This window comes from Rhizobium sp. PP-F2F-G48, from assembly GCF_004342335.1.
Lineage (GTDB): Bacteria > Pseudomonadota > Alphaproteobacteria > Rhizobiales > Rhizobiaceae > Ferranicluibacter.
On the sequence record NZ_SLVH01000001.1, the window covers coordinates 692,603 to 715,804 of the forward strand.

Below are 23,202 nucleotides of genomic sequence, written 5' to 3' on the forward strand. Positions count from 1 at the left end.
CAAATGTGCCGCGTGACGAACATCTCGCCGGTCTGTCCTCGTCCGTTTGCGCGTCATGGTCAGAGGCCTCCGGTCTAGCCCGGCTGTGGCACTGACAAAAACGTGATCCGATGTCCGCAAGGTAACGCTCTGGTAACTGTCTCGGCCTAAGGATGGTGGCGTGGCTGGTAACAGCGGCTCTGCCGGATCAGGTTTTGCGTCCCGGCGGTCGGCCAGCCTGTCGGCATCCGTTCGATGCCGCCCGCTTGCCCGCCCCGCGCCGTGCGTCTTTCGGCGTCGAGGACGGAAAACCGCAGGGCCCCGGCTGCTGCGGTTTTCGCGCGTGCCGCGTCCGTCGCGATCGATGGCGCATGCTCTTCCCGGATGCTATCAGGCCGCATGGCAAACACGATCATGCTTCAGGGAACAGGTTCGGATGTCGGCAAGACGGTGCTGGTCGCCGGTCTTTGCCGGATCGCATCCAATCGCGGCTACCGCGTCGCGCCCTTCAAGCCGCAGAACATGTCGAACAATGCCGCCGTTTCCACGGATGGTGGCGAGATCGGCCGGGCGCAGTGGCTGCAATCGCTCGCCGCCCGCATCCCGTCCTCGATCCACATGAATCCGGTCCTCTTGAAGCCGCAATCGGAGACCGGCAGCCAGGTCGTCGTGCAGGGCAAGGTCGTCGGACAGGCGCGTGGGCGCGACTATCAGGCGATGAAGCCGAAGCTGCTCGGCGCGGTGCTGGAAAGCTTCGAGATCATCCGGGCCGGCTGCGATCTCGTGGTGGTCGAGGGCGCCGGCTCGCCGGCCGAAATCAACCTTCGCGCCGGCGATATCGCCAATATGGGCTTTGCGACGCGCGCGGGCGTGCCCGTGGTTCTGGTCGGCGATATCGACCGCGGCGGCGTCATCGCATCGCTGGTGGGCACGCATGCGGTGCTCGCGCCCGAAGACCGGGCCATGGTCACCGGGTACCTGATCAACAAGTTCCGTGGCGACGTCACCCTGTTCGACGATGGGCTGAGCGCCATCCAGGGCTTTACCGGCTGGCCCTGCTTCGGCGTCGTTCCCTGGCTGAAGGCGGCCCGCCAGCTTCCGGCGGAAGATTCCGTGGTTCTGGAACGCCTGTCGCAGGGCACAGCCCGCGCGCTGACGATCGCCGTGCCGGTCCTGCCGCGCATCGCCAATTTCGACGATCTCGATCCTCTGGCCGCAGAACCCTCTGTGGATCTCCGTTTCATCCGGCCGGGCGAGCGTCTGCCGCAAGAGGCGGCACTCGTCATCCTTCCCGGTTCGAAGGCGACGATCGCGGATCTCGCGGCCTTGAAGGCGGCGGGCTGGGACAGGGACCTTGCCGCGCATCTGCGCCGTGGCGGCCGCGTGATCGGCCTCTGCGGCGGTTACCAGATCCTCGGGCATCGCATCTGCGATCCGCTCGGCATCGAAGGGGGAGGCGCCGCCATCGACGGTCTCGGTCTGCTCGATGTGGAGACCGAGATGGCCCGCGAAAAAGTGGTCCGCAACAGCGGCGCCCGTTCCACCGAATATGACGTGGCGCTCGACGGCTACGAGATCCATCTCGGCCAGACGACCGGGCCGGACTGCGCGCGTCCTCCGGTGACGATCGACGGCCGGCCGGACGGCGCGCTGTCGCCGGATGGCCGCGTCATGGGCACCTATCTGCATGGTCTGTTTGCCAGCGATGCCTATCGCGCGGCCTTGCTGCGCAGCTTCGGCATCGAGGCGGAGGCCTTCGACTATCGCGGGTCCGTGGATGCCGCGCTCGATGCCGTCGCGGCAGAGCTGGAAGCCGTGCTCGATCCCCGCTGGCTCGACGGTTTAATGCGTCGGTAAAGAGTTACCTCTCTTGCCGTTGACGGTGCACTAGAATTCTCCCGATGCCTCGCGGCGGCGGCGGTCCAGTTCCTCGCTGTAGCGGCGCAACGTGTAGCTCTCCGTCAGCACGCCGACGACGCGGCGCTCGATCAGGTTGTTGCAGACGGCAAGCGCGTCGCTTTCGGTCTTGTCGAACAGGGCGGCGGCCTGCCGGGCATTCATGTTCGGCTGCAGAAAATCGTTCGACAGCTTGATATAGTCTTCGATGCCCTTGCCGGTGGCGTCCTTTTCCACCGGGCTCGCATAGACCTCGGGAATGAGGATGACGCCGCCATAGCGGTTGGTGTCGTCGACGACGATGGCGCGCTGGGCCGAGCCGAGCGGAAATTCGGCCTTCAACTCGTCCAGCGTCGCCTTGGCGTTGATGGTGCGGACATCGGGGCGCATCAGCCGGCCGACCGTGAGGTTGCGGATCCAGCCGACGTCGTGCGCGCTGCGAATGCTCTCGCCGCGCAGATGGAAGCGCCAGGTGGCAAAGGAGTAGCCAAACGTGGTGCGCACCACCAGCGACGACGTGATGACGGCGGCCAGCACCAGCGCGGTGATCGGAAAGTCGCCGGTGATCTCCAGCGCGAGGAAAGTCATGGTCAGCGGTCCGCCGATGATGGCGACCGCAAGCGAGCTCATGCCGACGACGGCATAGATGACGGGCGTCAGCGTGGTGTCGCCGAAGACATACGGCACGAGGTCGGCAAAGACCTTGCCGAGAAGCGCGCCCATGAACAGCGAGGCGAAGAACAGCCCGCCGCGAAAGCCCGAGCCGATGGAAACCGCGGTCGCCACGGATTTCAGCAGGAAGAGGCCGACGAGCATGGCGATCGGCGTCGTCTGCGCGAGGTTGAGATGCAGCGCGCCATGACCGCCCGAGAGCACCTGCGGCGAGATCGTCGCGAGCAGGCCGACCACCGTGCCGCCGATGGCAGGGCGGATGGGGGCGGGGATGGCGCTCTTGCGCGCCACCTCTTCGGTCAGCGACACGCCTTTCATGATGAGGATGGCGACGCCGGCCGACAGGGCGCCGAGAAGAATGGCCGGCACGTAGTCGCCGGGCACGACATCGCCGAAAGCGCCGATATCGATGGTGAATTCGTCGCCCCAGAGCAGGCGCGTGACCAGATTGGCGACGAGCGCGGAAACGACGACCGGGGTGAGGGAGGCGATGGTGTAGGAGCCGATGATCAGCTCGAAAGCATAGAAGGCGCCGGTGAGCGGCGCATTGAAGGCCGCAGCGATGGCGCCAGCCGCACCGCAGCCGAGCAGCGTGCGCAGATCGTTGCGCCGCAGTTTCAGGTTCACGCCGATCTTGGAGGCGAGCCCGGAGGCGAGCTGCGTGTATCCGGCTTCCAGACCCACGGATGCCCCGAAGCCGTTGGAGACGAGGTTCTGCACCGCGACCACGATGCTGTCGGTCAGCGACATGCGCCCGCCATGCAGGGCATTGGCCTCGATCGGGTCGACCATCGCCTTCTTGCGCCAGAGCGAAAGGCCCATCATCAGGAGGCCGAGCAGCAGCCCGCCGACGATCGGCGCCATGAGCACCGCGATCTCGCCCTTGAGGTCGGCCGAACTGACGCGCTCATAGTCGGAAATCCCGAAGATCAGCTTGTGAAGCTGCAGCGAGACGAAGCTCATGGCGATGACCGCGAGCCCCGAGGTGAGGCCGACGACGATGCCGGCGACGAGCAGCCCGATCTCGCTGCGGCGGGCGAAGATGCGCCACTCCGAAAAACTCACGGATTTCAGCGCCATGCGCTTCACGCGGGCAAGGGTCAGCGATTTCAGGACGTCAAACATTTCAGGCGCGATCTCGTCGGGCGCTCAACAGTCGTGAACGCACTGAGCTTCGGGTCGGTCGAAGTGCCGGACATAGCGCGGATGATTGACTTGATCCAGCGACGGGCCTAATCTTGAGCGATGGATGGTTCCCGTGCGGCGCATGTCGTTCGGGAGTAAATGGGAATGCGAAGGGATGGACCCAGACAGGGCATCCTCATCGCAGCCGACCCCGCGACTGTAGAACGGTCAGGGTTCGCCATCCGGTCTCGTCCGATGGACGACGGATCATGCCGCGTGGTGCGGCTGGCGTCGCTCAGAGGGTGCGGCCGGAAAAGCCACTGAAGCAGCGATGCGAGCAACCGGGGTCGGACGCCTCCTTATCTACGAATCGTCCACCTCTTCGACATCGATCCGGCCGTCAGACGCCGGGCACACTGTTTCGGGAAGGCGAGGCGAACCCGTTCTCAGGGCCTTTGCCCTGCGTGACGCCGTGAGCCAGGAGACCTGCCAGCCACACCGCGCCGCGTCCTCATGATGCAGCGTTCCAGCGCCAGCACGGAGGTTGTCGTGGCACACGAAACGCTCGCCCACCGGGTCATCCGGGCCGGCGATTTTTACGCATGCGATCTTGGCCCATACAATCTTGGCCCGGCTGCTGCACGCAGCAGCGGCGGATCGCCCGCGCGTTTTCCGTATCATATCAGCGGGATAGCGGCGCGATCATGACATCTCCCCTTCACGGTACCACGCTCGTGCTCGGTGGCGCACGCTCCGGCAAGTCGAACTTTGCCGAGCGCCTGGCCGCGGAAACCGGTCTGGTCCGGCATTACATCGCCACCGGCCGCGCCTTCGACGACGAGATGCGCACGCGGATCGACACGCACCGGACGTCGCGCGGCGATCTCTGGACGACGCATGAGGAACCGGTCGATCTCGTCGGCCAGCTCGCGGCCATCGATGCGGTCGGCTGCGTCGTGCTGGTCGATTGCCTGACGCTGTGGGTTACCAATCTCATGCTGGAAGAGCGCGATGTCGCCGCGGAAACGGCGCGCCTGGTCGCGAGCCTTCCCGCGCTCCGCGCCTGCGTCATTTTCGTTTCCAACGAGGTGGGCCTCGGGATCGTCCCCGACAACCGCATGGCGCGCGACTTCCGCGATCATGCCGGCCGGCTCCACCAACAGGTCGCGGCCGAAGCGCGCGACGTCTATTTCGTGGCGGCAGGATTGCCGCTCAAGATGAAAGGCTGATCCATGACAGATTCTCATCCGGCTTCCAAAGCCGGCGACCGGAAACCATCGGGCGCCAAGATCCCCGCAACCGTCATCACCGGATTTCTGGGTGCGGGCAAGACGACGATGATCCGCAACATTCTGGAAAACGCTGACGGCCGGCGGATCGCGCTGATCATCAACGAGTTCGGCGATCTCGGCGTCGATGGCGACGTCCTGAAGGGCTGCGGGGCCGAGGCCTGCCGCGAGGACGATATCATCGAGCTCACCAATGGCTGCATCTGCTGCACCGTTGCCGACGATTTCATCCCCACCATGACGCGCCTTCTGGAGCGTGAGGGCCGCCCGGATCATATCGTCATCGAGACATCGGGTCTCGCTTTGCCGCAGCCGCTGATCGCCGCATTCAACTGGCCCGATATCCGCACGCAGGTGACGGTGGACGGCGTGATCACGGTGGTGGACAGCGCGGCCGTCGCCGCCGGGCGTTTTGCCGACGATCACGACAGGGTGGATGCCGCGCGCGCCGAAGACGACAATCTCGACCATGAGAGCCCGATCGAGGAACTGTTCGAGGACCAGCTGACCGCAGCCGATCTCATCGTTCTCAACAAGACGGACCTGCTCGATGCCGCCGGGCTCGAAACCGTCCGCCGCGAGGTCGCCGCGCGCACCACGCGCAAGCCGAGGATGATCGAGGCCGCCAATGGCGCCGTGCCGGCCTCCGTGCTGCTCGGCCTCGGCGTCGGCACCGAAGACGACATCGCCAATCGTAAGTCCCATCACGAGATGGAGCACGCGGCCGGCGAGGCGCACGATCATGACGAGTTTTCGAGCTTCGTCGTCGAGCTCGGCCCCATCGCCGATCCCACCGGCTTCGTGGCCAAGCTGAAGGAGGTCGTCGCCGCACACGATGTGCTGCGGCTGAAAGGTTTTGCCGATGTTCCCGGCAAGCCGATGCGCCTCCTGATCCAGGCCGTGGGAACGCGGATCGACCCCTATTTCGACCGTGCCTGGGCGGCCGGCGAAGCGCGGCGCACGCGCCTCGTCGTCATCGGGCTCGATCATCTGGACGAGGCGGCCGTCCGCACGGCCATCGTCGCGGCAGCGACATAGCAGGCGGGACCGGCGGCGGATGCATCTTCTTCTTGCGCAGAAAGGCACGATCTCGGACGGGGACGAGGCCATCGACCTCGGGCAGACGCCGGGCGAGATCCTGTTTCTGTCCGCGGCCGATACGGAGCTTTCCTCCGTCGCCGCGGCCTGCAAAGCCGCGTCCAGCGGGCGGACGGTCCGGGCGGCGAGCCTCCTGTCGCTGAAACATCCGATGTCGGTCGATACCTACGTCGAGCGCACGGCGCGGCATGCGAAGCTGATCGTCGTGCGGGCGCTCGGCGGCGCCTCCTATTTCCAATATGTGCTGGAGGCCCTCCACGCCACGGCCGTCACCCATCGCGCAAAAATCGCCGTCCTCCCGGGTTACGACAAGCCGGATCCGGCGCTCGACGCCTATTCCACCGTGTCGGCCGAGGACCGGGCGGAGATGCTTGCCTATTTCACCGAAGGCGGGCCGGAGAACATGCAGCGGCTTCTGGCCTACGCCGAAGCCGTCATCGATGCGCGCGAGCGGCCGGCCGCGGCAACGCCTTTGCTGCGGGCAGGCCTCTGGTCGCCGGACGAAGGCATCATCGGCGCGGACGACTGGGCGCGCGCGCACGGGGGCGAGCAGCCGATCGTGGCGCTCTGCTTCTATCGCGCGCTCGTCCAGTCCGGCGAGACCCGGCCAGTCGCTGCCCTGGTCGAGGCGCTCGCCGCCGAGGGCATGCGGGCGCTGCCGGTCTTCGTCTCCAGCCTGAAGGACAAGCTCTCGGTCGGCACCGTCGAGGCGATCTTCGCGCGGTTCAAGCCCGATGTCGTCCTCAACGCCACCAGCTTTGCGGTGTCCGCGCCGGGCGCCGATCACAAAGGCACCGTGCTCGATGCCGGCGGCGCGCCGGTCATCCAGGTGCTGTTCTCCGCCTCGACGCGGCAGGCCTGGGAGGCCTCGTCGCAAGGCCTGATGGCGCGCGATCTCGCGATGAACGTCGCGCTGCCCGAGGTGGACGGGCGCATCCTCTCCCGCGCCGTCTCGTTCAAGGCGGCCGCGATCTATGACGAGGCGGTCGAGACGAACATCGTCGGCCACGCGCCCCTGGCCGACAGGGTGGCCTTCGTCGCGAAACTTGCGGCGAACTGGGCGCGCCTGCACCACACGCCGCCGTCCGGACGAAACGTCGCCATCGTGCTCGCCAATTACCCGAACCGGGACGGACGGCTCGGAAACGGCGTCGGGCTGGATACCCCCGCCGGAACGGTCGAGGTGCTGCGCGCGATGGCTGCGGCCGGCTATCCGGTGCGCGATGTGCCTGCCGATGGCGATGCGCTGATCCGGCATCTGATGGCCGGCCCGACCAATGCCGCACGCGACGGGCGCGACATCCGCGAAACGCTGTCGTTCAACGATTACAATGCGTTCTTCGCAACGCTTCCCGAACGGATTCAAGCGGAGGTCACCGCACGCTGGGGCGATCCGTCGCGCGACCCTTACGCAGATGGCGACCGTTTCGCGCTGCCGCTCGCCCGTCTCGGCGGCGTGCTGATCGGCATCCAGCCGGCGCGCGGCTACCAGATCGACCCGAAGGAGACCTACCATTCGCCGGACCTCGTGCCGCCGCATGGCTATCTCGCCTTCTACGCCTTCCTGCGCCGATCCTTCGGTGCGCACGCCGTGATCCATATGGGCAAGCACGGAAACCTCGAATGGCTGCCGGGCAAGTCGCTGGCGCTGTCGGAAAACTGCTATCCGGAAGCCGTCTTCGGCCCGCTGCCCCATCTCTATCCCTTCATCGTCAACGATCCCGGCGAGGGCACGCAGGCCAAGCGCCGGACCTCGGCCGTCATCATCGACCATCTGACCCCGCCGCTGACCCGGGCCGAGACCTACGGCGCGCTACGCGATCTCGAAGGGCTGGTCGATGAATATTACGACGCGGCCGGCGGCGATCCGCGGCGCCTGCGGCTCCTGTCCAACCAGATCCTGCACCTCGTGCGCGATATCGGGCTCGATGCGGATGCCGGCATTGCCGAGACGGATGGCGAGGATGCAGCCCTTCAGAAGCTCGATGCCTATCTCTGCGACCTGAAGGAAATGCAGATCCGCGACGGTCTCCATGTCTTCGGGGTCTCGCCGGAGGGGCGGCTTCTGACCGACCTGACGCTGGCGCTCGCCCGCGTGCCGCGCGGCAGCAGCGAGGGTGGGGACGCCAGCCTGCAGCGGGCGATTGCGCGCGATTGCCGGCTCGTCAACGGGGAGGGTGCCGAGAGCGCGGCGTTCGATCCGCTCGACTGCGCCCCGGCGACGCTCTGGCAGGGGCCGCGTCCGCCTCTTTTGCTGGCCGTCAGCGACGATCCATGGCGCAGCGAAGGCGACACGGTCGAGCGTATCGAGCTTCTCGCGGCAAAATTCGTCGGTGGCGAAATCGCCTGTCCCGACGACTGGAGTGCCACGCGCCTTGTTCTGGACGCCATCGAGACGCAGCTGAAACCCTCGCTCGTCGCCTGCGGACCGGCGGAAATCGTCGGTCTTCTCGCCGGCCTCGACGGGCGCTTCGTCGCCCCCGGGCCGTCCGGCGCGCCGACGCGCGGGCGGCCGGATGTGCTGCCGACCGGGCGCAATTTCTACTCCGTCGACAGCCGTGCCGTGCCGACGCCGGCCGCCTTCGAACTCGGCAGGAAATCGGCCGATCTGCTCATCCGTCGCTACCTTCAGGATCACGGCGAATGGCCGACCGCGCTCGGCCTCACCGCCTGGGGCACCTCGAACATGCGCACCGGCGGCGACGATATCGCCCAGGCGCTGGCCCTTATCGGCGCCAGGCCGCTTTGGGACCCGATGTCGCGGCGGGTCACGGGTTACGAGATCGTCCCGCCGGCGCTTCTCGGCCGCCCGCGCGTCGATGTCACGTTGCGCGTCTCCGGCTTCTTCCGCGATGCCTTCCCCGAGCAGATCGCCCTGTTCGACAGCGCGGTGCGGGCGATCGGCGCGCTGGAGGAGGACGACGAGGACAATGCGATCGCCGCCCGCATCCGCCGCGAGAGCGCGGACTGGCGCGACAAGGGGCTGAGCGCTGCGGAGGCCGAACGCCGCGCTTCCTACCGCGTCTTCGGCTCCAAGCCCGGCTCCTATGGTGCCGGCCTCCAGGCGCTGATGGACGAGAAGGGCGGAGCGGAGCGCGCCGAGCTTGCCGATGCCTATCTCACCTGGGGCGGCTATGCCTATGGCGCGCATGCGGAGGGTCGCGAGGAGCGCGGCGTTCTGGAAACGCGTCTCGCCGGCGTGCAGGCGGTGGTGCAGAATCAGGACAATCGCGAACACGATCTCCTCGACAGCGACGATTACTATCAGTTCGAAGGCGGCATGAGCGCGGCCGTCGAGCAACTCTCGGGCACGCGCCCGGTCATCTATCACAACGATCATTCCCGGCCGGAAAAGCCGGTCATCCGCTCGCTTGAGGAGGAGATCGGCCGGGTCGTGCGCGGCCGGGTGGTCAATCCGAAATGGATCGCCGGCATGATGCGCCACGGCTACAAGGGCGCCTTCGAGATGGCGGCGACCGTCGATTATCTCTTCGCCTTCGCCGCCACCACAGGCGCCGTCCGCAGCCAGCATTTCGAGGCGGTCTACCAGACCTTCGTGCTCGACGATGCGGTGCGCGCCTTCCTGGAGGCGGCGAACGGCCATGCTTTGCGGGATCTGCAGGCGCGGCTGACCGAGGCGATCGACCGGGGCTACTGGCAGCCGCGCTCGAACTCGGCGCGTTTCGAGCTTTCAAACAGCCTGACGCTCAGGGCGTCTTGAACCTTCAGGGGGACGATATGACCGAAGACACACCGGCAAGCGAGATCGATCTGGAGCGCCACGCCATGAAGATGGCGAAGAAGAAGGTGGCGCGCGAAAAGATCATGGCGACGAAGACCGACGGCAAGGGCCTCATCATGGTCCATACCGGCAAGGGCAAGGGCAAGACCACGGCCGGCTTCGGCATGATCTTCCGCCACATCGCCCATGGCATGCCGTCCGCCGTCGTGCAGTACATCAAGGGCGGCTGGGAAACCGGCGAGCGAACGCTGATCGAGACGCATTTCCAGCATCTTTGCCGTTTCTATACGCTCGGCGAAGGTTTTACCTGGGAAACGCAGGACCGCGCCCGCGATGTCGCGATGGCGCAGAAGGCGTGGGAGACCTCGAAAGAGCTCATCCGCGACCCCGCCAATTCGATGGTGCTGCTGGACGAGATCAACATCGCGCTGCGCTACGATTACATCGACATCCACGAGGTCGTGCGGTTCCTCACCGAGGAAAAGCCGCCGATGACCCATGTGGTGCTGACCGGCCGCAATGCCCGCGAGGAACTGATCGAGATCGCCGATCTCGTGACGGAGATGGAGCTGGTCAAGCACCCGTTCCGCTCCGGCATCAAGGCGCAGGTGGGTGTGGAATACTGACGCATGTCGCGCAAAAGTGCGCAGCGGTTTTGCGATGACGACATGCGCAAGATCAGGAGCTGAAGCGCAAGGAGCGACTCTGAAAGATCGCGACGCGCTTCAGAACCCAAGCCAGACACGGACGGGATTTGCGGGATCGGCGAGCAGGCGGATGGCCAGCGCGATGCAGGTGATCACCAGCAGCGGCTTGATGATCGTCGCGCCGCGCTTCATGGCGAAGCGCGAGCCGACCTGCGCGCCGGCGAACTGACCGACACCCATCATCAGCCCGACCTTCCACAGCACGACGCCATATCCGGCGAGCACGAGGAAGCCGCCGATATTGGAGCCGAAATTCAGCAGCTTGGTATGCGCCGTCGCCTTCAGCACGCCAAAGCCGGCAAGGGCGATGAAGGCCAGCATGAAGAAGGAGCCGGTGCCGGGGCCGAAAATGCCGTCGTAGAAGCCGATGGCGGGAACGATGGTCAGGCCGAAGACGAAGGGCGTGATGCGCTGGGTGCGATCCAAATCGGCCACGTTCGGCTTCAGCGCGAAATAGAGCGCGATGCCGATCAGCAGGAAGGGGAGCACGGCGCGTAGCACGTCGCCGGGAACCACGGTCGCCACCACGGCGCCGATCGCGCCGCCGGCAAGCGACAGGAGCGCCATCGGCAGCTGGCCTTTCAGATCGACATGCCCGGCCCTGGCATAGGCAAGGCTCGCCGAGCCCGAGCCGAACAGCGACTGCAGCTTGTTGGTGCCGAGCGTTTCGAGCGGCGGCAGGCCGGCCAGCAGCATGGCCGGCACGGTGATCATGCCGCCGCCGCCGGCGATGCTGTCGATGAAGCCGGCGATGAAGGCCGCCACGAAGAGGAAGAGAAGCAGATGAAGCGCGAGATCGTGCACGATGGACCCTCGCCGTATCGCCGGCAGCGGAATGTTTGAAGATAGCCCGCTCTTTGGCAGAGCCGGCCGCCAAAGGAAAGTGTTCTCGGGCGGCAATGGCTTTGCGAGCGTTCTCCCTGCGGGCGCGTCGCGCTCTTCATGATGATTCTGCGACAGGGTCTCCATAAGCAATTCCGGTCCGCGCAAATCTCTTGTAAGAGATCCCGATGCGACGGCGCCCGGTTCGGGCTGAAAACGCGTCCGGTGCGGCCGACCCTGATCGGGGGCTCATGCCGGAGCTGTCGAGGCCTCGACCGGAGAGACATCTCCGGCCATCTGGCGTCTGCGCGTCTGCTGCCTGCGGTGTCGTCCCCGACCGCCGTCCGGCTACAGGATCTGAAACGAGACCTGCCTTGCCCTCATCTGCGGGATCCGGCGGTTCGCAGTGGAGCGCGCGCGATGACGATGAGCGGTGAGACGATGGAGCGCGGGCTCGTTCTCGGCCTTGGCTGCCGACCGGGCACGGCCGCTGCCGAGGTCCTCGATCTTGCGCAGGCCGTCCTGTCCGAGGCCGGTTACCCCGCGCTTCCGCTCCGCGCCGTCGCGTCGCTCGATGTGCGCGCCGCCGAGCCCGCCCTTCTCGCCCTTGCCGCGCATTTCGCCGTCCCGCTTCTCACCTTCGCGGCTGCCCGGCTGGAGAGGGAAACGCCGCGGATCGCCACGCCCTCGGCCGCGATCTTTCGCCTGACGGGATGCCACGGCGTCGCCGAAGCCTCTGCGCTCGCCGCGGCAGAAGCCGGTGGCCGGCTGGTGGTGGCGAAGCGCACATCCGCCCGGGTCACGGCCGCCGTGGTAGACGTCGAATCGAATCAACCGCTTGCGACAATGTCTTCGACCGTCCTGCTCGCATCTTCAGAGAGTGAATCATCGTCTCCCGTTCTGGAGTTGGCGGGATGAGCGATGCCCTGTTCGAAGGCCTGCCGGTGATGGCGCCGGGTGCGGTCTGGCTCGTCGGTGCCGGTCCCGGCGATCCCGGGCTGCTGACGCTGCATGCGGTCAATGCGCTGCGTCAGGCGGATGTGATCGTGCACGATGCGCTGGTCGATGCCGCCTGCCTGTCGCTGGCGCGGCCCGGTGCCGTGCTGGAGTTTGCCGGCAAGCGCGGCGGCAAGCCCTCGCCGAAGCAGCGCGACATTTCGCTCCGCCTCGTCGTGCTCGCACGGGAGGGCAAGCGGGTCCTGCGGCTGAAGGGCGGCGATCCCTTCGTCTTCGGCCGGGGCGGCGAGGAGGCGCTGGTTCTGGTCGAGCACGGCATTCCCTTCCGCGTCGTGCCCGGGATCACCGCCGGCATCGGCGGGCTCGCCTATGCCGGCATTCCGGTCACCCACCGCGACCTGACCCATGTCGTCACCTTCCTCACCGGTCACGATTCCTCCGGTCTCGTGCCGGATCGGGTCGATTGGGCGAGCGTCGCCAAGGGCTCGCCGGTCATCGTCATGTATATGGCGATGAAGCATATCCGCGAGATCACCACCAATCTGCTGGCTGCCGGCCGCGCGCCGGACGAGCCGCTGGCCTTCGTCAGCAATGCCGCGACGACGCGTCAGTCCGTCCTCGAAACGACCCTGGGGCAGGCGGCAGACGATGCGGCCGCGGCGGGCATCCTGCCGCCCGTTATCGTCGTGCTCGGCGAGGTCGTGCGGCTGCGGCCCGTTCTCGACTGGCTCGGCCCCGCCGCCGCGCAGGCCGAAATTGCCGCCGCGCCGGCCGATGTCGCTGCAAAGGCACAGGAAGCATGAGCGGCATCCTCATCGCCGCCCCGTCCTCCGGCTCCGGCAAGACCACGATCACGCTCGGCCTGTTGCGCGCGCTCCGCCGACGCGGCGTCGCCGTATCTCCGGGAAAGGCGGGGCCGGATTATATCGATCCCGCCTTCCACACGGCCGCCTGCGGCATCGCCTGCGTCAATTACGATCCCTGGGCCATGCGCTCCGCCTTGCTCGATGCGCAGGCCGCGCAGGGGCGAAGCAAGGGCCGGCTGCTCGTCATCGAGGCGATGATGGGGCTGTTCGACGCGGCGATGGACGGCACCGGCGCGCCGGCCGATCTTGCCGCAGCGCTCGGCCTGCCCGTCGTTCTCGTGGTCGATTGCGGCCGGATGGCGCAGTCTGTCGCGGCCCTCGTCTCCGGCTATGCGCGGTTTCGCCCCGATGTGCGGCTTGCCGGCGTCATCCTCAACAAGGTCGGCAGCCCCAAGCATGAGGCCATGCTGCGCGGCGCGCTCGCGGGCATCGACATGCCGGTGCTCGGCACCATCGGCCGCGATCCCGCCCTTGCCTTGCCGGAGCGGCATCTCGGCCTTGTGCAGGCGGGCGAGCATGGCGGTCTCGATCGCTTCATCGAGCACGCCGCCGATGCCGTCGAGGCGGGGTGCGATCTCGACGCGCTCGTGGCCTTGGGCGCCGAGGCGCATCCCGCCCGGTTGGTCCACGGGCCGGTCCACGGCCAGGTTGCGGCCATGGATCCGCTCGGCGCCCGGATCGCCATTGCGCGCGACGTCGCCTTCGCCTTTGCCTATGAGCACCTGCTTGCCGGCTGGCATGCCTCCGGCGCGCGCCTGTCCTTCTTCTCGCCGCTTGCCGACGAGGCGCCGGCCGAGGATTGCGACGCGGTCTATCTTCCCGGCGGCTATCCCGAGCTTCATGCGGGCCGGCTCGCGGCGGCGTCCACCTTTCGCAGCGGCATGCAGGCCGCAGCAGACCGGCAGGCGCGGATCTTCGGCGAATGCGGTGGCTATATGACGCTCGGCGAGGGGATGATCGATGCCGCGGGCGCGCGCCACGCCATGCTCGGCCTTCTCCCGCTCACCACGAGCTTTGCCGAGCGGCGCCGGCATCTCGGCTATCGCCGCGTCCGGCCGCTGGACGAGACCGGCTTTTTCCGGCCGATGATGGCACATGAATTCCACTATGCGACGATCGTGTCGGAAGGCGATGCCGCACCCCTCTTTGCGGTGGAGGATGCCACGGGCACCTCGCTCGGCACTGCGGGCCTGCGCGTCGGTTCGGTCTCGGGCTCTTTCATGCACCTCATCGATCGCGCGCCCGACATCTGCGCGGTGCCGGCATGACGGCGCCGATCCAGCATGGCGGCGGCCTGTCGCGCGCCATGGCACGCTATGGCGGCGTGGCTGCGGACTGGCTCGATCTCTCCACCGGCATCAATCCCTGCCCACCGCCCTTGCCGGAGATTTCCGCCGCCGTTTGGCATCGCCTGCCGGATGCCGACCTCGTGCAACGCGCAGAAGCCGCCGCCGGGCGCTTCTACGGCACCGGGCACCATCGTCCGCTCGCGGTCCCCGGAACGCAGTCCGTCATCCAGCAACTGCCGGCATTCGCCGGGCCGGGCCGTCCTGTCGCCATCCTCGGCCCGACCTATGGCGAATATCGGCGGGTGTTGTCGCTTTCGGGTCTCGGCGTCGATCCGGTCTCCGATCCGCACGACATTCGACCCGATCACGGCCTCGCCGTCGTCGTCAATCCGAACAACCCGACCGGCCGCCTGTTGCCGCGACAGACCTTGCTCGATCTCGCCGACCGCATGGCGGCGCAAGGCGGGCGGCTGGTCGTGGACGAGGCCTTCGGCGACGAGGTTTTCGCAAACAGCGTCGCAGCCGAGGCCTTCGTGCATCCCGGCCTCGTCGTCTTCCGCTCCTTCGGCAAGCTGTTCGGTCATGCCGGCATCCGGCTCGGCTTCGTCATGGCCGTGCCGGAAGTGCTGGAGACCCTGGCGACCGCGCTTGGCCCGTGGGCCGTCTCCGGGCCGGCGCTCGCCGTCGCCGAGGCGCTTTTCCAGGGCGATCTCGACGGTCTTCGATCGCGCATCGCGGAGCGGAAAGCGGGTCTGGAGAGCGCTCTGTCGGGCGCGGGCCTCCGCACGATCGGCGGCACGCACCTCTTCTCGCTCCTCGCGGTCCGCGACGGCGCCGCCCTGCAGCATGCGCTCTGCGAGCAGCATATCCTCACCCGCAGCTTCGATTACGCGCCGCAGTGGCTGCGGCTGGGTCTCACGCCCGATCCGGCATCCGACCGGCGGCTTCTGTCCGCGCTCTTGAAGGCCGCGGCCTGATGCGCCTCGTGATCCTCGCGGCTGGCCTTCTCATCGACCGTATCGTCGGCGATCCCGATGGGCTGTGGCGCCGCCTGCCGCATCCCGTCGTCCTGTTCGGCACGGCGATCGGGTTCTGCGAGCGCCGGCTGAACCGGCCGGATCTCACGCCCTCGCAAGGCCGGTTTCGCGGCGTGGTGGCCATCTCCGGCCTCCTCCTCCTGTCGGCTGTGATCGGGGTGGTCATCCATGTCGCCGTGTCGCGGCTCGGTCTTCCCGGTGCGGCGCTCGAAGCCCTGATCGTTGCCGTCTTCCTCGCCCAGAAAAGCCTGTCGGATCACGTCCTGCGGGTGGCGGCGGGGTTGCGGGACGGCGGGCTTGCCGGCGGGCGGCAGGCGGTCTCGATGATCGTCGGGCGCGATCCGCAGAGCCTGGACGAGGCCGGCGTCTGCCGGGCGGCGATCGAGAGCCTGGCCGAGAACTTTTCGGACGGCGTCGTGGCGCCGCTCGTCTGGTATGCGATCTGCGGGCTGCCCGGGCTTCTGGCCTACAAGATGCTGAACACGGCCGATTCGATGATCGGCCACAAGACCGAACGCTATCTCCATTTCGGCTGGGCCTCGGCGCGGCTCGACGATGTCGCCAATCTGCCGGCCGCCCGGCTGTCGATGCTGCTGATCGCCGGTGGCGCCTGGTGGCGGCTCGGTGGCGGGGCAGGGCAGAACGCGCTGTCCGTCGCGCTGCGTGATCAGGGTCTGCACCGCTCGCCCAATTCCGGCTGGCCGGAAGCGGCGATGGCCGGGGCTCTCAATCTGCGGCTTGCCGGACCCCGTCTCTATGCCGGCGCACGGGTCGAGGAGCCGATGATGAACGCGGCCGGCCGTCCGGTGGCCACCGCCGGCGATATCGTGCGGGGCGTCGGCGTCTTCCATTCCGCCTGCACGCAGGCGCTCGGCCTCGTGCTCTTCGCCGCACTCTGCCGTCTTTTTCTGTAGAGCCAGCATCCGCCGATCGGCCCGAGGGAAGGACGCGCATCCACAGGGTCATCGCCGTTCGATGCCTACCGATGCTGCAACGCGGTCCTTTCGGCAACAGGACGGCGCAAAAATCCCCGCACCGCCGCAAGGCCATTGGCTTTTCCTGCGCAGTTACCCTATAGCTTCGGCAAAACTTGCCACACAAAGAGGTTTGCGCGTGACAGCCACATTCGACAAGGTCGCCGACATCATTGCAGAGACTAGCGAGATCGATCGCGAGACGATCACGCCGGAAAGCCACACGATCGACGATCTCGGCATCGACAGCCTGGATTTCCTCGACATCGTCTTTGCGATCGACAAGGAATTCGGCATCAAGATTCCGCTGGAAAAGTGGACGCAGGACGTGAACGAAGGCAAGGCCTCGACGGAGGAATACTTCGTCCTGAAGAACCTCTGCGCCAAGATCGACGAACTGCGCGCTGCCAAGGCCTGATCGGCCTTTCACCTGCTCCCGTTCCGCGATGCCGCCCGACGCCGCTCTTGCGCGCTTGACAGGCGGCATCGCCGTTTCTACCTGACGGCCTCGAACGCAATGTCCGGGTGCCGCCGTCACCGGTCCTGTCGCGTGTTGGGCCGCCCGTCGAGGTTTCCTGTTGCAGATCGCCCGTTCCGGGCTTTCTGGTTCGGGGTCGCTCCTCGCAGGCTTGGAGGTGGTAAGCGGATGATGTGTTATGCTGCTTGAATATTTCCAGATGATCGACCGCGTCGAGACTGTCGACATGACGGCGAAGACGCTGCGCGCCCGCTCCGTCGTGCCGGCGCAAAGCCCCGTGTTCGAAGGGCATTTCCCGGGCTATCCGCTGGTCCCCGGCGTCCTTCTCATCGAAACGATGGCGCAGGCGTCCGGTTTCCTCGTGCTCGCTGTCACCGATTTCGCCGCCATGCCGTTCCTGATGACGGTCGATGGTGCGAAGATGCGCTCCTTCGTGGAGCCGGAAGCCGTGCTCGACATCGATGTGGTGCTTGAACATGACGGCTCGGGCTTTGCGGTGACGAAGGCGAAGATCTCGTCGGCCGGAAAGCGCATCGCGGATGCCCAGCTGAAGCTGCGCACCGTCCCCTTCGATCAGGTGCCGCTTGCGCCGATCGTCCGCAAGCGGGCGGAAGAGGTCGGGCTCATGGCGGCGCTGGCCGCCCGGGGTTCTCCGGAATTGCCCCCAGAATTGTCTCAGGAGTGACCGCATGAAGGCCGCCAATGACGTCGTGATCACCGGGGTGGGGATCGTCACCAGCCAGGGCGTGGGTGTCGCGCCGCATATCGCCATGCTGACGGCGGGGGAAACACCGTCGGTCGTGGTGGAGACGGAGCGCTTCGCGCCCTATCCGGTGCATCCGCTGCCGGCCATCGACTGGTCGGCCCAGATCGCCAAGCGCGGCGATCAGCGGCAGATGGAGAACTGGCAGCGCCTCGGCGTCTTCAGCGCCGGGCTCGCGCTCGACGATGCCGGCCTCAAGGACGATGCGGAGGCCTGCGGCACGATGGACATGATCGTCGCGGCCGGCGGCGGCGAGCGCGACATCGCCGTCGACAGCCTGATCGTGGACGAGGGCCTGAAGCGCAACGACCGCGAACATCTGCTCAACGAGAAGCTGACGACCGAACTGCGCCCGACGCTGTTCCTCGCGCAGCTCTCCAATCTCATGGCCGGCAACATCTCGATCGTCCACAAGGTCACCGGTTCGTCGCGCACCTTCATGGGCGAGGAAGCGGCCGGTATCTCCGCCGTCGAAACCGCCTTTGCCCGCATCAAGGCCGGGCAGTCCAGCCACACGCTGGTGGGCGGCGCCCTTTCGGCCGAGCGGCTCGATATCATCCTGCTCGTGGAAGCCCTGCAGGCCCATGCGACCGGTCCCTGGCATCCGCTCTGGTCGCGCGGCGAAGGCGAGGGCGGCGGCATCATTCTGGGGTCCATCGGCGCCTTCCTGGTGCTCGAATCGCGCGACCATGCGGAGGCGCGCGGCGCGCATATCTATGCGACGATCGATGCCGTCGGCGGCGACCGCGGCCATCGCGAGGACGGACGGCTGGAGGCGCGGCTCGACCGGTTGAGCGCGGCAGCGCCGGCCGAGGATACCGTCGTGTTCTCCGGCGCAAGCGGCCTTGCGGCCCTTGCCGCACAGGAGCGGACGTGGCTGGAGAAGCGGTTTCCGCATGCGCCCGTGCGCGGTTACAGCGGCGCCGTCGGACATGGGATCGAGGCGCAGTTTCCGCTCGGCCTCGCGCTGGCGGCGCTTGCGCTCGATGCCGGCGCCGTCGTGCCGCCGTTCGATCCGTCCGAGCCGCCCATGACCCGCGCGCCGAAGCATGCGATCGTCACGACGCTCGGCCATGGCCGGGGCGAGGGGGTCGCCGTGCTGACGGCGCATGCCGGAACCGGTGCAGAGGAGCTTTCGTCATGACCAATGCCTATCAGGACCATCTCGGCCGCCCGCTGATCGCCGTCACCGGCATGGGCGTCATCACCTCGCTCGGACAGGGACTGCAGGACAACTGGGCCGCGCTCACCGGCGGCGTGTCCGGCATCCACAAGATCACCCGCTTCCCGACCGACGGCCTGTCGACGCGGATCTGCGGTACGGTCGATTTCATCGACGTGCCCAACGAGAACTCGGTCGAGCGCTCTTATGCCATGGCGCGCGAGACGACGCTGGAAGCGCTGGCGCAGGCCGGAATCTCCGGCGATTTCGATGGCCCGCTGTTTCTCGCCGCGCCGCCGATCGAGCCGGAATGGAGCGCCCGCTTCGCGCTCGCCGACCGTTCGCCGCCGTCCGAAAAGCCGGCCGATGCCTATAACCGCTTCCTCGCCGCCATGCGCGAAAAGGCCGATCCGGTCTTCTACGAGGCCGCACTCTTCGGCGCGATTTCCGAGCGCCTGTCCGACCGGTTCGGCACGCGCGGCCTGCCGGTGACGCTGTCCACCGCCTGCGCCTCGGGCGCCACCGCCATCCAGCTCGGCGTCGAGGCCATCCGCCAGGGCCGCACCACGCGCGCGCTGACGGTGGCGACCGACGGGTCGGTGAGCGCGGAAGCGCTGATCCGCTTCTCGCTCCTCTCGGCGCTCTCCACCCAGAACGATCCGCCCGAGAAGGCCTCCAAGCCGTTCACGCGCGACCGCGACGGCTTCGTCATCGCCGAGGGTGCGGCGACCCTCGTGCTCGAATCGCTCGAAGCCGCCATTGCGCGGGGTGCCAAGGTTCTCGGCATTCTCAAGGGTTGCGGCGAAAAGGCCGATCTCTTCCACCGCACCCGGTCCTCGCCGGATGGCGGCCCGGCGATCGCGTCGATCCGCGCGGCGCTGGCCGATGCCGGCATTGCCGAAAGCGATGTCGGTTATGTCAACGCGCATGGCACGTCCACGCCGGAAAACGACAAGATGGAATATGGCGCGATGTCGGCCGTCTTCGGCGAAGGGCTCGCCCGTATCCCCGTGTCCTCGAACAAGTCGATGATCGGCCACACGCTGACGGCGGCGGGTGCCGTCGAGGCGGTGTTCTCGCTGCAGACCATCCTCACCGGGACGCTGCCGCCGACCATCAACTATCAGAACCCCGATCCGGCCATTGCCCTGGATGTGGTGCCGAACGTCAAGCGCGATGCGCAGGTGACGGCCGTGCTGTCCAACTCCTTCGGCTTTGGCGGGCAGAATGCCAGCCTGGTCATGACGGCCGAACCTGCCTGACGCCCTGATATTGACACGCATGAAGACGACAGACGAACCCGCGGAAACGATAAGGAAAAGACCATGCGCGCGCTGCAACTGATCGACGACCGGAAGCTTGAAGTCACCGACCTGCCGGAGCCGGACGCACCGGGCCCCGGCGAGGTGACGCTGCGCGTCAAGGCCGTCGCGCTCAACCACATCGACGTCTGGGGCTGGCGCGGCATGGCCTTTGCCAAGCGCAAGATGCCGCTCGTCATCGGTGCGGAAGCGGCAGGCGTCGTGGAGACGATCGGGCCGGGCGTCGCCAACGTTCTTCCCGGACAGCTGGTGTCGATCTACGGCGCCCGCACCTGCGGCCTCTGCCGCCCGTGCCGCGAAGGTCGCGACAATCTCTGCGAACATGTGAGCGGCGTTCACGGCTTCCACCTCGATGGTTTTGCCCAGGAGAAGGTCAATCTTCCCGCCCGCCTTCTCGTGCCGGCACCGCCCGGCATCGATGCGGTTGCGGCGGCGCTCGCGCCCGTGACCTTCGGGACGGTGGAGCATATGCTGTTCGACAATGCGAAGCTCGAGCCGGGCGAGACGATCCTCGTCCATGCCGGCGGTTCGGGCATCGGCTCGGCGGCGATCCAGCTTGCCAAGAAGATCGGCTGCACCGTCATCACCACGGTCGGCTCAGACGACAAGATCGAGAAGGCCAGGGCGCTCGGCGCCGATCACGTCATCAACTACCGCACCGACCGTTTTGAAGGCGTCGTGCGCAAGCTGACGAAGAAGAAGGGCGTCGATGTCGTGTTCGAGCATGTCGGCAAGGACACCTGGGCCGGCTCCATGCTCTGCATGAAGCGGGGCGGGCGGCTCGTCACCTGCGGCTCCACCTCGGGCGTTTCGGCCGACATGAACCTGATGATGCTCTTCCAGCAGCAACTGAAGCTCATCGGCTCGTTCGGCTGCCGGATGGAGAACATGGCCGATGCGATGCAGAAGATGGCGCGCGGTCTCGTTCATCCTGTCATCGATACGGAAGTGACCTTCGAAAACATCGACCGCGCGTTGGAGCGCATGGAGGGTCGCCAGGTGTTCGGCAAGATCGTCCTGCGGCTGGATTGACCGCCGTGCGCAGCCTGATCACGCGGCTCGTGCTGTTTGCCCGGCACGCCCAGGACTGGATCGTCGCGCAACTCGCCTTCCTGCCGCTGATGCTTTTGAAGCTGCTGCCGGCGGATACGGCGCTGAACCTTATGGATCGCGTCTCGCGGTTCGCCGGACCGCGCTTCATGCGCGGCCGGCATCTGCTGACGCTTGCCAATCTGCGGGCCGCCTATCCGGAAAAGAGCGACGACGAGATCCAGGCGATCGCGCTCGAAAGCTGGGGGTCGATCGGCCGGCTCGCTGCGGAATATGTCTTTCTCGACCGGTTGTTCGACTATGATCCGACACGCGGCGCGCCCGGCCGCGTCGAGGTGGTCGGTGCGCCGATCTTCCTCGATCTGCGCGACAATCCGCGCCCCTTCATCGTTTTTACCGCCCATACGGGCAGCTTCGAGATGCTGCCCGTCGCGGGCTCGGCCTTCGGCCTGGATGTGACGGTGCTCTTCCGCCCGCCGAACAATGCGACCATGGCCAAGAAGGTCTTCGAGTTCCGTGCCAAGCGCATGGGCACGCTCGTGCCGTCTCACGCGGGCTCATCCTTCACGCTGGCCCGCAAGCTGGACGAGGGACACGGGATCGGCGTGCTGGTCGATCAGAAGTTCCGCAAGGGTCTGGAGACGACCTTCTTCGGGCAGCCGGTGAAGACCAATCCGCTTCTGGCCAAGCTCGTTCGGCAGTTCGGCTGCGAGGTCTATCCCGCCCGCTGCATCCGACTTCCCGGCAATCGCTTTCGCCTGGAGATCGAGCCCGCCGTGACCATTCCCCGCAAGGAAGGCGGCAGCGTCGACGTCGAGGCGACGGCGCAGCTGCTCAACGACACGGTGGAGCGCTGGGTACGGGAATATCCCGGCCAATGGCTCTGGTACCATGATCGCTGGCACGTGAAGCGCAGAGTTGCCCGCGAGACCAGGACGAAAATGTAGCGAAGCGAGCGTCCCTCGGCCGCCTCCCGAAAAACGTGCAGGAACGGCCAGAGCGCGTGTGTCCTCTCTAAAAAAGGCATGTGAAATTCACGATACTGTAAGGGATCGGTTGAAAGGCGTCGCGGCGGGTGTAAAGTCGTATCCCACTGGTTCGAGCAATTGATGAGACATGCTGATTCATGCCCTTGCAGAGAGACGACAGTCCCTTACCGGGCACGCTTGAATATGGAGATGACGCGTGAGGACGCTGATCGATTTATTCTGGATGAAATACTCCAAGCTGTACGAGGCTGTTGATCAGGGCGATGCTTTGCTGATCGACGGGCTCGATCGTGAAATCAAACCGTTGGTCAAGGCCATCGAGAACAAGCAGGCCAGGAGCGCCGAGGAAGCCCGGCTTCAATTCGACTTTCTTCTGGATCTCCTGCGGCAGGAAGCCGACGACCGCGCCCATGTGATCCGGCACAGCAGTACATTGTCCCGGCTTGCCGAGCGCTACTTCGTCGAGGCGGAGACGGGGCGATTCCGGATTCGCGATCCGGGCATCTCCCTGACCTGCGATTCGCCGCCGCCCGAAAAGACGCAGGAGCCGTCTTTGGACGAGGATGTCCTCGACAGCCTTCCCGACCACGTCTTCGTCATCACGACCGACTACCGCTATCTCTACACGAATGCGCTGCATGCGCGGGCGGTCGATTCGAAGGTCCTGTCTCTCGTCGGCCGGCCGGTGGTCGAGCGTTCCGATCAGCAGCCATTCTTCGAGGACAGTCTGAAGCCTCGTCTCGAGCGCTGTTTCCGCGGCGAGATCGTGGACACCACCTATGCCCGTGAGGTGAACGGGCGAACGATCGTGATCCGCTCCCGCATGACGCCGGCCCGTTGCGATGCGGGCGAGATCATCGGCGCCATCGTCGTCTATCAGGAACTGGCCAACCGCCGCCGCACGGTCGCGGCCGAGGCGGCAGCCTGACGCTGCGGCGGGAACCGGCAGTCTGAAGCCGCGCGTCACGGAGCGTCGTCAAACGCC

The 23,202-nt window shown here is 66.7% G+C and carries 19 protein-coding genes and 1 riboswitch; of the genes, 17 read left to right on the forward strand and 2 right to left on the reverse strand.

Features of this window, described 5'->3' with window-relative positions; all coding sequences use genetic code 11:
• Window positions 1-378 precede the first annotated feature (378 nt).
• Window positions 379-1,836, forward strand: a complete 1,458-nt coding sequence (locus C8J36_RS03160; protein WP_132532546.1) for a cobyric acid synthase — start codon at window positions 379-381, stop codon at window positions 1,834-1,836.
• 30 nt (window positions 1,837-1,866) lie between these two features.
• Here C8J36_RS03160 and C8J36_RS03165 read toward each other — a convergent pair whose 3' ends face one another.
• Window positions 1,867-3,627 carry a chloride channel protein gene (locus C8J36_RS03165; RefSeq protein WP_062593384.1) on the reverse strand — a complete coding sequence of 587 codons (1,761 nt, stop codon included), beginning with the start codon at window positions 3,625-3,627 and terminating at the stop codon, window positions 1,867-1,869.
• A gap of 153 nt (window positions 3,628-3,780) precedes the next feature.
• Window positions 3,781-4,181: riboswitch (cobalamin riboswitch) on the forward strand.
• A gap of 195 nt (window positions 4,182-4,376) precedes the next feature.
• On the opposite strand from C8J36_RS03165, the gene cobU reads away from it, so the two are divergent.
• Genes cobU through cobO form a run of 4 tightly spaced genes read left to right on the forward strand, consistent with a single transcriptional unit; the run spans window position 4,377 to window position 10,427 of the window.
• Window positions 4,377-4,901 (forward strand): bifunctional adenosylcobinamide kinase/adenosylcobinamide-phosphate guanylyltransferase, encoded by a 525-nt coding sequence (cobU, locus tag C8J36_RS03170; protein ID WP_132532550.1) that lies wholly within the window; start codon window positions 4,377-4,379, stop codon window positions 4,899-4,901.
• 3 nt (window positions 4,902-4,904) lie between these two features.
• Entirely contained in the window at window positions 4,905-5,999 is a 1,095-nt protein-coding gene (gene cobW / locus C8J36_RS03175; RefSeq protein WP_132532553.1) for a cobalamin biosynthesis protein CobW, read from the forward strand.
• A gap of 19 nt (window positions 6,000-6,018) precedes the next feature.
• Window positions 6,019-9,780 (forward strand): cobaltochelatase subunit CobN, encoded by a 3,762-nt coding sequence (cobN, locus tag C8J36_RS03180; protein ID WP_132532556.1) that lies wholly within the window; start codon window positions 6,019-6,021, stop codon window positions 9,778-9,780.
• Window positions 9,781-9,797: 17 nt separating this feature from the next.
• Window positions 9,798-10,427 carry a cob(I)yrinic acid a,c-diamide adenosyltransferase gene (cobO, locus tag C8J36_RS03185; protein ID WP_132532559.1) on the forward strand — a complete coding sequence of 210 codons (630 nt, stop codon included), beginning with the start codon at window positions 9,798-9,800 and terminating at the stop codon, window positions 10,425-10,427.
• A gap of 99 nt (window positions 10,428-10,526) precedes the next feature.
• Here the strand turns inward: cobO and C8J36_RS03190 are convergent, their stop codons facing one another.
• Window positions 10,527-11,312, reverse strand: coding sequence for a TSUP family transporter (locus tag C8J36_RS03190; RefSeq protein WP_132532562.1), 786 nt, complete (start codon window positions 11,310-11,312; stop codon window positions 10,527-10,529).
• Window positions 11,313-11,750: 438 nt separating this feature from the next.
• Here C8J36_RS03190 and C8J36_RS03195 point away from each other — a divergent pair, with 438 nt between their 5' ends.
• The 12 genes from C8J36_RS03195 to C8J36_RS03250 all read left to right on the forward strand — a co-directional run bounded on the left by C8J36_RS03195 (window position 11,751) and on the right by C8J36_RS03250 (window position 23,145).
• A complete protein-coding gene (locus tag C8J36_RS03195) occupies window positions 11,751-12,248 on the forward strand; it encodes a cobalamin biosynthesis protein (RefSeq protein ID WP_348631348.1) in 498 nt (165 codons plus the stop codon).
• A complete protein-coding gene (gene cobA, locus C8J36_RS03200) occupies window positions 12,245-13,090 on the forward strand; it encodes a uroporphyrinogen-III C-methyltransferase (RefSeq protein WP_132532565.1) in 846 nt (281 codons plus the stop codon). Before C8J36_RS03195 ends, cobA begins: the two co-directional genes overlap by 4 nt.
• Window positions 13,087-14,421 (forward strand): cobyrinate a,c-diamide synthase, encoded by a 1,335-nt coding sequence (locus tag C8J36_RS03205; RefSeq protein ID WP_132532567.1) that lies wholly within the window; start codon window positions 13,087-13,089, stop codon window positions 14,419-14,421. The genes cobA and C8J36_RS03205 overlap by 4 nt, the downstream gene beginning before the upstream one ends.
• Window positions 14,418-15,419, forward strand: a complete 1,002-nt coding sequence (gene cobD / locus C8J36_RS03210; protein WP_132532569.1) for a threonine-phosphate decarboxylase CobD — start codon at window positions 14,418-14,420, stop codon at window positions 15,417-15,419. Before C8J36_RS03205 ends, cobD begins: the two co-directional genes overlap by 4 nt.
• On the forward strand, window positions 15,419-16,393 hold the full coding sequence (gene cbiB / locus C8J36_RS03215; protein ID WP_132532571.1) for an adenosylcobinamide-phosphate synthase CbiB: 975 nt from the start codon (window positions 15,419-15,421) through the stop codon (window positions 16,391-16,393). Before cobD ends, cbiB begins: the two co-directional genes overlap by 1 nt.
• 193 nt (window positions 16,394-16,586) lie before the next feature.
• Entirely contained in the window at window positions 16,587-16,871 is a 285-nt protein-coding gene (locus tag C8J36_RS03220; RefSeq protein WP_132532573.1) for an acyl carrier protein, read from the forward strand.
• A 238-nt stretch (window positions 16,872-17,109) separates the two neighbouring features.
• Complete coding sequence (locus C8J36_RS03225; protein ID WP_132532575.1) at window positions 17,110-17,616, forward strand: 3-hydroxyacyl-ACP dehydratase FabZ family protein; 507 nt, start codon at window positions 17,110-17,112, stop codon at window positions 17,614-17,616.
• 4 nt (window positions 17,617-17,620) lie between these two features.
• The gene (locus C8J36_RS03230) at window positions 17,621-18,838 is read left to right on the forward strand and encodes a beta-ketoacyl-ACP synthase (protein ID WP_132532577.1); all 1,218 of its coding nucleotides are present in this window, start codon (window positions 17,621-17,623) and stop codon (window positions 18,836-18,838) included.
• Window positions 18,835-20,118: a beta-ketoacyl-ACP synthase gene (locus C8J36_RS03235; protein ID WP_132532579.1), complete on the forward strand. Its 1,284-nt coding sequence runs from the start codon at window positions 18,835-18,837 to the stop codon at window positions 20,116-20,118. The genes C8J36_RS03230 and C8J36_RS03235 overlap by 4 nt, the downstream gene beginning before the upstream one ends.
• A gap of 63 nt (window positions 20,119-20,181) precedes the next feature.
• Complete coding sequence (locus C8J36_RS03240; RefSeq protein WP_132532581.1) at window positions 20,182-21,210, forward strand: zinc-binding dehydrogenase; 1,029 nt, start codon at window positions 20,182-20,184, stop codon at window positions 21,208-21,210.
• Window positions 21,207-22,175 carry a lipid A biosynthesis lauroyl acyltransferase gene (locus tag C8J36_RS03245; protein ID WP_132532583.1) on the forward strand — a complete coding sequence of 323 codons (969 nt, stop codon included), beginning with the start codon at window positions 21,207-21,209 and terminating at the stop codon, window positions 22,173-22,175. The genes C8J36_RS03240 and C8J36_RS03245 overlap by 4 nt, the downstream gene beginning before the upstream one ends.
• Window positions 22,176-22,413: 238 nt before the next feature.
• A complete protein-coding gene (locus C8J36_RS03250) occupies window positions 22,414-23,145 on the forward strand; it encodes a PAS domain-containing protein (protein ID WP_132532585.1) in 732 nt (243 codons plus the stop codon).
• Window positions 23,146-23,202 lie beyond the last annotated feature (57 nt).

Bases quoted from the DNA above. Each gene is read 5' to 3' on its own strand.
- cobN (WP_132532556.1), top strand. From the start codon at position 6,019: ATGCATCTTCTTCTTGCGCAGAAAGGCACGATCTCGGACGGGGACGAG.
- C8J36_RS03235 (WP_132532579.1), top strand. From the start codon at position 18,835: ATGACCAATGCCTATCAGGACCATCTCGGCCGCCCGCTGATCGCCGTC.
- cobW (WP_132532553.1), top strand. From the start codon at position 4,905: ATGACAGATTCTCATCCGGCTTCCAAAGCCGGCGACCGGAAACCATCG.
- cobO (WP_132532559.1), top strand. From the start codon at position 9,798: ATGACCGAAGACACACCGGCAAGCGAGATCGATCTGGAGCGCCACGCC.
- C8J36_RS03205 (WP_132532567.1), top strand. From the start codon at position 13,087: ATGAGCGGCATCCTCATCGCCGCCCCGTCCTCCGGCTCCGGCAAGACC.
- C8J36_RS03225 (WP_132532575.1), top strand. From the start codon at position 17,110: ATGCTGCTTGAATATTTCCAGATGATCGACCGCGTCGAGACTGTCGAC.
- C8J36_RS03195 (WP_348631348.1), top strand. From the start codon at position 11,751: ATGACGATGAGCGGTGAGACGATGGAGCGCGGGCTCGTTCTCGGCCTT.
- C8J36_RS03240 (WP_132532581.1), top strand. From the start codon at position 20,182: ATGCGCGCGCTGCAACTGATCGACGACCGGAAGCTTGAAGTCACCGAC.
- C8J36_RS03165 (WP_062593384.1), bottom strand. From the start codon at position 3,627: ATGGCGCTGAAATCCGTGAGTTTTTCGGAGTGGCGCATCTTCGCCCGC.
- cobD (WP_132532569.1), top strand. From the start codon at position 14,418: ATGACGGCGCCGATCCAGCATGGCGGCGGCCTGTCGCGCGCCATGGCA.
- cbiB (WP_132532571.1), top strand. From the start codon at position 15,419: ATGCGCCTCGTGATCCTCGCGGCTGGCCTTCTCATCGACCGTATCGTC.
- C8J36_RS03230 (WP_132532577.1), top strand. From the start codon at position 17,621: ATGAAGGCCGCCAATGACGTCGTGATCACCGGGGTGGGGATCGTCACC.
- cobU (WP_132532550.1), top strand. From the start codon at position 4,377: ATGACATCTCCCCTTCACGGTACCACGCTCGTGCTCGGTGGCGCACGC.
- cobA (WP_132532565.1), top strand. From the start codon at position 12,245: ATGAGCGATGCCCTGTTCGAAGGCCTGCCGGTGATGGCGCCGGGTGCG.
- C8J36_RS03160 (WP_132532546.1), top strand. From the start codon at position 379: ATGGCAAACACGATCATGCTTCAGGGAACAGGTTCGGATGTCGGCAAG.